10 protein-coding genes and 1 pseudogene are annotated in these 12600 nt (G+C 50.3%); 7 read left to right on the plus strand and 4 right to left on the minus strand.

Going from position 1 to position 12600, the window contains the following annotated elements:
* The first annotated feature begins 163 nt into the window (after positions 1 to 163).
* From JTI85_RS00060 to JTI85_RS00075, 4 genes and pseudogenes are all read left to right on the plus strand, one after another.
* A pseudogene (locus tag JTI85_RS00060) lies at positions 164 to 1452 on the plus strand (MFS transporter).
* Complete coding sequence (locus JTI85_RS00065) at positions 1424 to 2449, plus strand: alcohol dehydrogenase catalytic domain-containing protein (protein WP_048213620.1); 1026 nt, start codon at positions 1424 to 1426, stop codon at positions 2447 to 2449. The pseudogene JTI85_RS00060 and the gene JTI85_RS00065 overlap by 29 nt, the downstream one beginning before the upstream one ends.
* A 20-nt stretch (positions 2450 to 2469) precedes the next feature.
* Positions 2470 to 3654 (plus strand): mannonate dehydratase, encoded by a 1185-nt coding sequence (gene uxuA / locus JTI85_RS00070; protein WP_048213621.1) that lies wholly within the window; start codon positions 2470 to 2472, stop codon positions 3652 to 3654.
* 105 nt (positions 3655 to 3759) lie between these two features.
* Complete coding sequence (locus JTI85_RS00075; protein WP_061066769.1) at positions 3760 to 5232, plus strand: fructuronate reductase; 1473 nt, start codon at positions 3760 to 3762, stop codon at positions 5230 to 5232.
* Between the two features lie 10 nt (positions 5233 to 5242).
* Here the strand turns inward: JTI85_RS00075 and JTI85_RS00080 are convergent, their stop codons facing one another.
* Together JTI85_RS00080 and JTI85_RS00085 are read right to left on the minus strand one after the other, a co-directional pair.
* Positions 5243 to 5914, minus strand: coding sequence for a FadR/GntR family transcriptional regulator (locus JTI85_RS00080; protein ID WP_048213623.1), 672 nt, complete (start codon positions 5912 to 5914; stop codon positions 5243 to 5245).
* Positions 5915 to 6057: 143 nt separating this feature from the next.
* Complete coding sequence (locus JTI85_RS00085; protein ID WP_061066770.1) at positions 6058 to 7251, minus strand: NAD(P)/FAD-dependent oxidoreductase; 1194 nt, start codon at positions 7249 to 7251, stop codon at positions 6058 to 6060.
* A 229-nt stretch (positions 7252 to 7480) separates the two neighbouring features.
* Between JTI85_RS00085 and pitA the strand changes: the two genes are divergently transcribed.
* A complete protein-coding gene (gene pitA / locus JTI85_RS00090) occupies positions 7481 to 8980 on the plus strand; it encodes an inorganic phosphate transporter PitA (protein WP_048213627.1) in 1500 nt (499 codons plus the stop codon).
* A 64-nt stretch (positions 8981 to 9044) separates the two neighbouring features.
* Here the strand turns inward: pitA and uspB are convergent, their stop codons facing one another.
* A complete protein-coding gene (uspB, locus tag JTI85_RS00095) occupies positions 9045 to 9380 on the minus strand; it encodes a universal stress protein UspB (protein WP_003023371.1) in 336 nt (111 codons plus the stop codon).
* Between the two features lie 393 nt (positions 9381 to 9773).
* Between uspB and uspA the strand changes: the two genes are divergently transcribed.
* Positions 9774 to 10211, plus strand: coding sequence for a universal stress protein UspA (gene uspA / locus JTI85_RS00100; RefSeq protein ID WP_003023368.1), 438 nt, complete (start codon positions 9774 to 9776; stop codon positions 10209 to 10211).
* A 281-nt stretch (positions 10212 to 10492) separates the two neighbouring features.
* Complete coding sequence (gene dtpB, locus JTI85_RS00105; RefSeq protein ID WP_048213628.1) at positions 10493 to 11965, plus strand: dipeptide/tripeptide permease DtpB; 1473 nt, start codon at positions 10493 to 10495, stop codon at positions 11963 to 11965.
* 86 nt (positions 11966 to 12051) lie between these two features.
* Here dtpB and JTI85_RS00110 read toward each other — a convergent pair whose 3' ends face one another.
* Complete coding sequence (locus tag JTI85_RS00110; protein ID WP_048213629.1) at positions 12052 to 12555, minus strand: Rrf2 family transcriptional regulator; 504 nt, start codon at positions 12553 to 12555, stop codon at positions 12052 to 12054.
* Between the last annotated feature and the right edge of the window lie 45 nt (positions 12556 to 12600).

The following is a 12600-nucleotide window of genomic DNA, read 5'->3' on the forward strand; positions in this document are numbered from 1 at the left end:
AACCTTAAAATTCATAAAGATATGCCAACACACATTTGATCGTGATTATTTAAAGCACTAATTTTTCGTTATGTTGATCACATTCGCATCAAAAGAATGGTGATCTTAAAATAGGTTTTAAATATTGTGGTCAGGCCGCTAGACCACAATAAGAGGATATATCATGAAAAGAAAAACAATGGGATGGCTTATCGTTTTTCTTCTTTTTATAGTTTACATGCTTAACTATATGGATCGTTCAGCATTGTCGATCACCGCTCCACTCATCGAAAAGGAATTAGGATTCAATGCTGCTGAGATGGGTATGATATTCAGCGCATTCTTTGTTGGTTATGCACTGTTTAACTTTATCGGTGGCTGGGCCAGTGACCGATTTGGTCCCAAAACAGTATTTCTGGTCGCCGCGTTACTCTGGTCAGTATTTTGTGGGATGACCAGTCTGGTTACTGGCTTATGGACTATGCTGGCTGTCCGCGTATTATTCGGCATGGCTGAAGGGCCGTCAGTGCTGCAGGTAATAAAATTATCAATAACTGGATTTCGCGTAAAGAATCTGCCACTGCCATCGGTATTTTCAGCGCTGGCTCGCCGTTGGGTGGCGCAATTTCCGGTCCGGTAGTTGGCCTGCTGGCTCTTTCATTAGGCTGGCGTCCGGCATTCGGTATTATTTTCCTGTTTGGTTTAGCCTGGGTATTACTTTGGTATTTCATTGCCAGTGATAAACCCTCAAAAAGTAAACACCTCGCCCCGGAAGAACGTGTCGATTTTGAAAACCATGATGACATCATTTTAGCGGATGACGGTAAAGCGATGCCTTCTCTCGGCTACTACATGAAGCAGCCGATGGTGTGGGCAACGACGCTGGCCTTCTTTAGCTATAACTACATACTCTTTTTCTTCCTGACCTGGTTCCCAAGCTATCTGAACCACTCGCTACACCTTGATATTAAAGAAATCAGCATTGCAACGGTGATCCCCTGGGTGATTGGTGCAATCGGCATGGTATTGGGTGGCGTATGCTCTGACTTTATCTATCGGGTAACGGGCAATGCCCTGCTTTCTCGCCGTCTCATTCTCGGTGTTTGCCTGGCTGGAGCGGCAATCTGTGTGGCGGTTTCTGGAACAGTTACCACTATCGGCAGTGCCGTTGGATTGATGTCAGTCTCGTTATTCCTGTTGTATTTAACTGGACCTATTTATTGGGCAGTTATTCAGGATGTCGTACACAAAGATAAAGTGGGTAGCGTCGGTGGCGCCATGCATGGGCTGGCAAATATCTCCGGAATCATTGGCCCTCTGGTCACCGGATTTATTGTTCAGTTCAGCGGTAAATATGATTACGCATTCTATCTGGCTGGTGCTATTGCGATTGTTTCCAGCTGTCTGGTATTCGTATTTGTCAAAAATAAAGGATTAAAAACAAATGAAAGTCAAAGCTGTCTACATCAATAAACCTGGTGAAATTGAAACCCGTTGGGTTGATTACCCAGAAAAGAAAGATAATGAAGTATTAATAAAAGTTGATGCTGCTGGAATATGTGGCTCTGATATAGGTGCATTTCGCGGCACTAATCCCCTGGTGACCTATCCACGTATTATTGGACATGAAGTCACTGGTATTGTTATTAAACAAGGCAATGGCATGCCAGCAAATATTAAGGAAGGTGACCGCGTTATTGTTGATCCTTATATTTATTGTGGCCATTGCTACCCCTGTTCAGTGGGGAGAACAAATTGCTGTGAAAACCTGAAGGTAATTGGCGTACATATTGATGGTGCGATGCAGGAGGTGGTAGCTCACCCCGCGCATTTGATTCACAAAATCCCGGATGACGTCGCCACTGAGATGGCTCCGTTGGCTGAACCACTGACTATCGCACTGCATGCGCTACATCGCGCCAAACTGACGGCCGGGGAGCATATCGCCATTATTGGAGCCGGTGCGATTGGTCTGATGGCAGCATTGAGCGCATTGCGCTACGGTGCGACGCCAATTCTGATCGATATCGTGGACGAACGACTTCAGTACGCAAAATCGCTGGGCGTGCCTTACGTCATCAATCCGTCGAACACCCAGGTTGTTGAGGCGATAAAAGATATCACACAGGGGACGATGGCACAGGTTGTCGTCGAAGCATCTGGTGCCAACAGTGCAATTCGCGAAACGCTGGATCTTGCTTCGTTTGCGGGTCGTATTGCTTTCACCGGCTGGCCAAAACAGGAGACATCGTTACCCACTAACCTGATCACGTTTAAAGAGTTGGATCTGCGCGGATCACGTACCAGTGCTGGCGAATTCGAAGAAGCGTTACAGATGCTGTCTACGCTGAACATTAATCCTGCGGATGTCGTCAGCAAGGTGGTGAATATTGATGATGTGCCTGACGCCGTGAAGGAACTCGATCAATACCCGGAACGCTATCTGAAGATCAATGTGACCTTTCATTAATTTTTCCAGGAGATAAAGCGATGGAACAAACCTGGCGTTGGTATGGCCCGAATGATCCCGTGTCGTTGTCCGATGTTCGTCAAGCCGGTGCAACGGGTGTGGTAACTGCGCTGCACCATATTCCAAACGGTGAAGTCTGGTCCGTAGAAGAAATTCTCAAACGCAAAGCGATCGTGGAAAAAGCCGGTCTGGTCTGGTCGGTCGTGGAAAGCGTGCCGATCCATGAAGACATCAAGACCCACACGGGCCAGTACGATCTGTGGATCAAGAATTACCAGCAGACGCTGCGTAATCTCGCCCAATGCGGCATCTTTACCGTGTGCTACAACTTCATGCCGGTTCTGGACTGGACCCGTACCGACCTGGAATATGTGCTACCCGACGGTTCAAAGGCTCTGCGCTTTGACCAGATTGAGTTTGCCGCCTTTGAACTGCATATCCTCAAGCGTCCCGGTGCGGAAGCGGACTACAGCGCAGAGGAAATTGCACAGGCGCACCAGCGTTTTGTGAATATGAGCGAAGAGGACAAAGCTCGGCTGACGCGAAATATCATTGCAGGTCTGCCAGGTGCTGAGGAAGGCTATACGCTGGACCAATTCCGTAGCCACCTTGCAACCTATAAAGATATCGACAAAGCGGCCTTACGGGAAAATTTCGCCTGGTTCCTGAAAGCCATTATTCCGGTAGCGGAAGAAGTGGGTGTACGTATGGCGGTTCATCCGGACGATCCACCGCGCCCAATTCTTGGCCTGCCGCGCATCGTTTCTACTGTAGAAGATATGCAGTGGATGGTGGATACCGTAAACAGCACAGCCAACGGTTTTACGATGTGTACAGGCTCTTACGGCGTACGCGCAGACAACGATCTGGTTGATATGATCAAACAGTTCGGCCCACGGATTTACTTTACGCACCTGCGTTCCACACAACGTGAAGAGAATCCCAAAACCTTCCATGAGGCGGCACATCTCTCCGGGGATGTCGATATGTACAGCGTAGTGAAAGCGATAGTCGAAGAAGAACAGCGACGTAAAGCTGAAGGCAACGCCTCACTTATCCCCATGCGACCAGACCATGGTCATCAAATGCTTGATGATCTGAAAAAGAAAACCAACCCAGGGTATTCCGCTATTGGTCGCCTTAAGGGCCTGGCTGAAGTACGCGGCGTTGAACTGGCTATCCAACGCGCCTTCTTCAATCAGTAACCACATTGCCGCATGGTATCCCTGCCATGCGGTTTTTCACTTTCAGTCAGGACCGGTCTTTGATAGCGCATTATCAAAGAAGATCATCAATGACAGGAGTTTGTCATGGACAAGAATCTCGCCACCGCCCAGATTTCCACCCCACGACCACGCTGGGATCGTTCACGCCTCGTTTCGCGCATCGTACATCTTGGTTGCGGCGCTTTTCACCGCGCTCATCAGGCGCTCTATACACATCATTTGCTGGAAAGCAGTGACAGCGACTGGGGTATCTGTGAGGTCAACCTGATGCCCGGAAACGATGCCACACTGATTCAAAACCTGAAGGCGCAGGATCTGCTGTACACCGTTGCCGAGCGCGGAGCACAAACGACAGAGCTTAAAATCATTGGCGCGATGAAAGAAGCGCTGCATCCTGAATTTGACGGCTGTGAAGCCATTATCCACGCAATGGCACGTCCCGAAACGGCCATCGTTTCGCTGACCATCACCGAAAAAGGATATTGCACAGATGCCGCCAGCGGCGAGCTGGATCTGAATCATCCGTTTATCCAGCACGACATTGCTCACCCACTGTCCCCCAAATCAGCAATGGGTTATATCGTCGAAGCCCTCGCGCTACGCCGTCAGCAGGGATTGAAGGCTTTTACTGTGCTGTCCTGCGATAACGTACGAGAAAATGGCCACGTCGCAAAAACCGCTGTCCTGGGTTTAGCCGCCGAGCGCGATCCGCAGTTGGCTGAGTGGATTGCCGAACAGGCAACGTTCCCATGCACGATGGTAGACCGCATCGTTCCGGCAGCGACAGAAGAGACGTTAGCGCAAATCGCAGAACAGCTGGGGGTAGATGATCCCTGTGCCATTGCCTGTGAGCCGTTCCGTCAGTGGGTGATTGAAGATAACTTTGTCAATGGACGCCCGGACTGGGATCGCGTGGGCGTACAGTTTGTAGCAGATGTGGTGCCATTTGAGATGATGAAGTTACGCATGCTCAACGGCAGCCACTCTTTCCTGGCCTACCTTGGTTATCTGGGCGGTTATGAAACAATTGCCGATACGATGACCAACCCGGCGTATCGCAACGCTGCGCGTGCTTTGATGCTCAATGAACAAGCGCCGACACTGTCGATGCCGGAAGGAACAGACCTTGCGGCTTATGCAGAGCTGCTGATTGCGCGCTTTACTAATCCATCACTGAAGCACCGAACCTGGCAAATTGCGATGGATGGCAGCCAGAAACTACCACAACGCTTGCTGGACCCCATTCGACTCCATCTGAAAAAAGGCGAAGATGCCCGCCATCTGATGTTGGGAGTCGCCGGTTGGATGCGCTACATCAGCGGTGTGGATGAACAAGGTCATCCGATTGAGGTGATAGATCCGCTGTCAGCACAGTATCAGGCTATTTATCAACAGTATCCATCAATAGAAGAACGTGTCCGGGCGCTGTTAGCAATTGACACTATCTTTGGGCGAGACCTTTGCGAGAACACAGACTTTATCGAACGCGTAACCGCTGCCTGTCAGCAATTGCACAGCGTAGGCGCACGTGCAGCGGTAGCCGCTCTGAGCCAATAGCGTGGTGTTATTAAAGACCCACGATCTGTCTGACATAGGCCAGATGTTCCAGCGATTTTTGGTAAGCACCGTCAGCATCAGCCTGGCGGATCGCATCCACAATCGCTTTATGCTGTGTATTCATGCTGGTTAATACATCCCGATTGCCGGAACGTTTGTCCAGTCCGGCATACGGGATGTTAACGCGCTGTTCCCACAGCATTCGCGACATATCAAGCAGTACGCGGTTCTGGCTGGCTTCTGATACTGTTAGATGGAATTGCTTATCGAGGGAATAAAAACCATGCACATTGTTTTCGCTAATGGCCTTTTCCATGCTGAGATGCAGTGCTTCAAGCTGGCTAATTAGATCTTCTTTCCCGGCCTGAGCAGCAAGACGCGCACAATGGCTGTCGACCAACTCACGCGAATAGAGGATTTCTTCAATCGTATAATCACTGGTGGAATGCTTTTTATCAGCAACAATCACACCATTACCTGACTGGATGGTGATCCATCCGGAAATCTCCAGCACAATCAGTGCTTCTCTGAGCGATGCGCGACTTACACCGAGTTGCTTCGCCAGCTCACGTTCGGGTGGTAAGAAGCTTCCCGGCGGAAAAATACCATCATTGATGAGCTTAATGATGAGATTGGCTATCTTTTGATAGAGCCGCTCCTGTTTTACCTCAGGAATAACCATGTGTCTCCCGTTCTCTTATCTGTGCGATTTTTAACTGATTTATCATATCATTCCTGGAGTTAAGAAACGCACGTCAGAGTCAGTTCATGTATCACACATCACTATGATATTTTTTCTTATTATGTGCAGACAGAGTCTTTCACTTATTCAGACACCAAATCCTGTGCACATGCCCAGGCGCTCGACCACGCCCACTGGAAGTTATACCCACCCAACCAGCCGGTGACATCCATCACTTCACCAATAAAGTACAGCCCTGGCACTTTGCGGGCTTCCATCGTGCGCGAAGACAGTTCGTTGGTATCCACGCCTCCCAGCGTGACTTCCGCTGTGCGATACCCTTCGGTACCGTTCGGCTGCACCCGCCATTCGGTCAGCGTTTCGACCAGCAATTGCTGATCGCGCACGTTAAGTTGTTTCAGCGTCACATCCGGGATTTGCCCTAATTGCTGCAGGCATTCCACCAGACGTTTCGGCAACTGCATCGCTAACGTGTTCTTTAAGCTCTGATTTGGATGTGCGCTTCGTTGTTCATCGAGGAAGCTCGCAAGGTCAACATCCGGCAACAAATTAATGCTGACAAATTCGCCGGGCTGCCAAAAACTGGAAATTTGCAAAACGGCCGGGCCTGAAAGCCCACGGTGCGTAAAGAGCAGGTTTTCACGAAATACGGTGCCGTCTTCAGCGGTGATAACGGAAGGAACAGACACGCCTGAGAGTACCTGAAGCTGCTCCAACAGTGGCTTATGCAGCGTGAAAGGCACCAAACCGGCACGGGTCGGCAGAACCTTCAGACCAAACTGTTCGGCAATTTTATAACCAAACGGCGTTGCTCCCAGACCCGGCATGGAAAGCCCACCGGAGGCAATAACCAATTTCTTCGCACCGACCGTCATCCCGTTCAGTTCCAGAATGAAGCCATCATCATCCTGTGCGACGCTCAGGACTTCGCTACGTAAACGCATCGTAACGTTACCTTTTTCGCATTCAGCCACCAGCATATCGACGATTTGTTGGGCCGAATCATCGCAGAACAGCTGGCCGAGCGTTTTTTCATGCCAGGCAATGCCGTGTTTACCCACCAAATCGATAAAGTCCCACTGCGTATAGCGAGCCAGCGCCGATTTGCAAAAATGCGGGTTTTGACTCAAATATGCAGCCGGTTCCACATAAAGATTGGTAAAGTTACAGCGCCCTCCGCCGGACATGAGGATCTTACGTCCAGGCTTTTTACCATTATCAATCAGCAGTACTTGACTGCCTGCTTGCCCTGCCTGCGCGGCACAGAACATACCCGCTGCGCCAGCGCCTATAATAACGGTATCAAACCTTTCCACGTTGCGATCCTCTCTAAAAAGCGGGCGTGAATTGTAAAGATTCCTCAGTGGTCGCACCAGCACCAAACTATCAATAATAGGTATTTACCTGAATTCTATAGGATAATTCTTTAGTGGTGTAAAACAAAGCAGGAGACAAATCAAAAAAACTCTATATTTCACTTTGCCCGCGCCGCCAAAGTCACTGATAATGCGCCGCGTTCATGTCCTCAAAATGGCGTAACGTCCTATGCTACATTTGTTTGCTGGCCTGGATTTACATACCGGGCTTTTATTATTGCTTGCTCTGGCTTTTGTGCTGTTCTACGAAGCAATTAACGGCTTCCACGATACAGCCAATGCTGTCGCAACCGTGATCTATACCCGTGCAATGCGTTCGCAATTGGCGGTGGTCATGGCTGCGTTGTTCAACTTCTTTGGTGTTTTGCTGGGTGGTCTCAGCGTAGCTTATGCCATCGTGCATATGCTACCAACGGATCTGCTGCTCAACATGGGTTCTTCACATGGCCTCGCCATGGTGTTCTCCATGCTACTGGCGGCAATTATCTGGAACCTCGGTACCTGGTACTTTGGTCTGCCTGCATCCAGCTCCCACACGCTGATTGGCGCGATCATTGGTATTGGTTTAACCAATGCGTTGATGAACGGGACTTCAGTGGTGGATGCACTTAACATCCCGAAAGTGCTCAATATTTTCGGTTCGCTGATCATTTCCCCTATTGTCGGTCTGGTGTTCGCTGGCGGTCTGATCTTCTTGCTGCGTCGTTACTGGAACGGCACCAAGAAGCGGGCACGTATTCACCTGACACCAGCAGAGCGTGAAAAGAAAGACGGTAAGAAAAAGCCGCCGTTCTGGACGCGTATCGCGCTGATCCTCTCCGCTATCGGTGTGGCGTTTTCTCATGGCGCTAACGATGGGCAGAAAGGTATTGGTCTGGTAATGCTGGTACTGATTGGCGTAGCGCCTGCAGGCTTCGTGGTGAATATGAATGCTTCTGGTTACGAAATTACGCGTACCCGTGATGCTATCAATAACGTCGAAACCTACTTCCAGCAGCGTCCTGATCTGCTCAAACAGGCGACCGGCGTTGATCAGTTGGTTCCGTCTCCGACGGAAACGGCGACAACAACACCGGCAGAGTTCCATTGTCACCCGGCAAATACCATCAACGCGCTTGAGCGTGCAAAAGGTATGCTGGCGAACCTGGAAACCTACGACAAGTTAAGCGTTGAGCAGCGTAGCCAGCTGCGTCGCATTATGCTGTGCATCTCTGATACCACCGATAAAGTCGTGAAACTGCCTGGCGTAAGCAGCGACGATCAGCGACTGCTGAAGAAACTGAAAACCGACATGCTGAGCACCATTGAGTACGCACCCGTCTGGATTATCATGGCTGTTGCTCTGGCTCTGGGCTGCGGTACGATGATTGGCTGGCGTCGCGTGGCGACCACTATTGGTGAGAAAATCGGTAAGAAAGGCATGACCTATGCTCAGGGGATGTCGGCACAGATGACTGCCGCAGTCTCTATCGGTCTCGCCAGTTACACCGGTATGCCTGTTTCCACCACTCACGTTCTCTCCTCTTCTGTTGCAGGGACGATGGTTGTTGACGGTGGCGGTTTGCAGCGTAAAACGGTAACCAGCATTCTGATGGCCTGGGTCTTCACCCTGCCAGCAGCGATTATCCTTTCCGGGGTGCTGTACTGGCTCTCCCTGAAGCTAATCTAAATGCATACACAGTAAAAAAGCGGGTCAGGAAACTGACCCGCTTTTTTTATATCTGTCGTAGAAATCAGTGCCAGATAATCAGCGCGACCATACTGATTAACACCAGCCCACATAACGCGCTGGTAAGGATGAACTGACCGCGAACCCGCTCACAGCGGCGAATAAACTCATCGTCATGATGATCACGGTAACGCTGAGCGTAGATATACCACACCAGACGCATCTGCTTGTTAGGTTGCCCATGCGAGGTAAAAAAGCCGCCCCCATCGACATACTGGTAAAGTAATGGATCGCAACCACGAAGTACCACTAACAGTGCGCGTAGCGAAGAAAAATAACGCGCCATATTAACAATGCAAACGACACATAAAGCCCAGAATAACGCAATGGTGCTTATCATATCTCCTCCCCGGCGACCCGCCCACGGAACGCCTTTCCGGGACTACCGCTCCCCGATACCCTGCCAAACCATTCAGTGAAGAGTACAACCGAAACCGCTCGTGTTAGTGTCACGCATCCGAGCGCCTCTCTAAATAGTGTAGGAGATTAGTTAATTTTTTTGCCAGAAGGTTAATCACTATCAATGCAATTAACTAAAAAATTTGTTTAACTACTTGGCAAGCAAGGCGGATTGACGGATTATCCCGGTCGCTATAATGTAAGGATAGTCCTTAAAAGGTACGTTTTTACGACTGGGCTAGCCCCGCGCATAAAGTTCGCAGGACGCGGATGACGCGGCGGCAAATGAACGCCAGCAGGCTAGTCATCGACAACTTATGGAAGGAGTAACACTATGGCTTATAAACACATTCTTATCGCGGTTGATCTTTCTCCAGAAAGCAAAGTTCTGGTTGAAAAAGCGGTCTCTATGGCACGGCCTTACAATGCGAAAGTCTCCCTTATCCACGTTGACGTAAACTATTCCGACCTGTACACCGGGCTAATCGACGTGAATCTGGGCGACATGCAGAAACGCATTTCTGAAGAAACCCACCACGCGTTAACCGAGCTGTCCACCAACGCAGGCTACCCTATCACCGAAACCCTGAGCGGTAGCGGCGACCTGGGTCAGGTTCTGGTTGATGCCATCAAAAAATACGACATGGATCTGGTCGTTTGTGGTCATCACCAGGATTTCTGGAGCAAACTGATGTCCTCCGCGCGTCAACTGATCAACACTGTTCACGTCGACATGTTGATTGTTCCGCTGCGTGACGACGAAGAAGCATAAAACGCTGGCCGTCGGGAGATAACCCGGCGCGCTGCAAGTCGTTAAGCCTGTAAACGCCCGCCTGCGCGGGCGTTTTTGTTTTTATCATTCAGACACAATTAGTACATCAATCCAACAAATAAATCATAATTAGTGTGATCAACTAATTGGATCGAAAACTATCTCTATAATAATCTACCCTTACGGCTAATCGCCGCAGTCTATAACAAAATAAGACTTTTTCGGCGCGTTTAAGCATACGCGTTCATACTTTTCGGGATGGCTTTGAAAGGCGAAGGAATATGAATACTACTGCACCTACGGGCTTGCTGCAGCAACCTCGTCCGTTCTTCATGATCTTCTTTGTGGAATTATGGGAACGATTTGGCTATTACGGCGTTCAGGGCATCCTGGCGGTATTTTTTGTTAAGCAGCTCGGTTTTTCGCAGGAACAGGCATTTGTCACCTTTGGTGCATTTGCCGCGCTGGTCTACGGCCTGATATCCATCGGCGGCTACGTCGGCGACCATCTCTTAGGGACCAAACGCACGCTGGTACTCGGCGCCATTGTGCTGGCGATCGGCTACTTCATGACCGGGATGTCACTGCTTAAGCCCGACCTGATTTTTATTGCTTTGGGTACCATTGCCGTCGGTAACGGGCTGTTTAAAGCCAACCCGGCAAGCCTGCTGTCAAAATGCTATCCACCGAAAGACGCCCGTCTGGACGGTGCTTTCACCCTGTTTTATATGTCGATTAACATCGGTTCACTGCTGTCGTTGTCGCTGGCACCGGTGATTGCCGATAAGTTTGGCTACGCAGTGACCTACAACCTGTGCGGAGCCGGGCTTATCGTTGCACTACTGGTCTACTTTGCCTGTCGTGGCATGGTGAAGAATATCGGTTCAGAGCCGGACCATAAGCCGCTGAATTTCCGTAACCTGCTCTATGTGCTGGCCGGTACGGTTGTGATGGTCTTTATCTGCGCCTGGCTGATGCACAATGTACAGGTTGCCAACCTGGTGCTGATCGTCCTGTCGATTGCCGTAACTATCATCTTCTTCCGCCAGGCATTCAAACTGGATAAAACCGGGCGCAACAAGATGTTCGTGGCCTTTATCCTGATGCTGGAAGCGGTGGTGTTCTACGTGCTGTACGCGCAGATGCCAACTTCGCTGAACTTCTTTGCTATCAATAACGTGCACCATGAAATTCTTGGTTTCGCCATCAACCCGGTAAGCTTCCAGGCGCTGAACCCGTTCTGGGTGGTACTGGCGAGTCCGGTGCTGGCCGCTATCTATACCCGTCTGGGAAACAAAGGCAAAGACCTGACCATGCCGATGAAGTTTACGCTTGGCATGTTCCTGTGCTCACTAGGCTTCCTGACTGCCGCCGCAGCCGGGATGTGGTTTGCCGATGCTCAGGGGCTGACGTCGCCGTGGTTTATCGTGCTGGTGTATCTGTTCCAGAGCCTGGGTGAACTGCTGATTAGCGCCCTGGGGCTGGCTATGGTCGCCGCGCTGGTGCCACAACACCTGATGGGCTTTATTCTTGGGATGTGGTTCCTGACGCAGGCAGCAGCCTTCCTGATGGGGGGTTATGTCGCAACGTTTACCGCAGTACCGGAAAACATTACCGACCCACTCCAGACGCTGCCTATTTATACTAACGTGTTCAGTAAGATAGGCCTGGTGACCCTGGCGGTAACGGTTGTAATGGCGATTATGGTGCCATGGCTGAACCGCATGATTAATACACCGAGCACCGAGCAATAACCTTCAGTGCCGGATGGCGGCTATTACCTTATCCGGCCTACATTCAATATGCCCGATCGCCTTGCGCTATCGGGCATTTTAACTCGCTATCCTTTGCGAGCATCAATCCACTCCTGTACTTCCACCACGAAGGTATCTGGCGCTTTGCGATACATTTTGCGCGCCAAGTCCAGAATCGTATGCTGGCCGAGCGCTTCTTCCATGCGCTGCTGTGCCATGTCCATTACCGAACGCACACCACAAATGCCTTCACAAGCCCACTGGGGCGGATGCTCCTCAAATACCGCCAACCGCTGGCGAATTTCACGACATTCAAAAATACGCTTATCGCCATCAATAGCATTGACCACATCCAGCACGGTGATGTCTTCCGCGGGTTTGGCCAACTGGAACCCGCCGCCCTTACCCTCGATACTGCGCACCAGACCTGCTTTCGACAGACGGGTGAAGATTTTTGCCAGATAGTCATACGGCACGCTTTGTAGTTCGGCAATTTCCCGCACGCTCATATCCCGCGCGTCGCCTTTGCTATCGACCATACACATCAGGCTATGGATGCCGTACTCAACCCCGGAACTGTAAAATGCCATTTTTTATCTCAGCCAAAATGAATCTGAGTTTATTGTAGCTTTTTC

It is taken from the genome of Citrobacter sp. Colony219 (genome assembly GCF_019382635.1).
Taxonomy (GTDB): domain Bacteria; phylum Pseudomonadota; class Gammaproteobacteria; order Enterobacterales; family Enterobacteriaceae; genus Citrobacter; species Citrobacter youngae.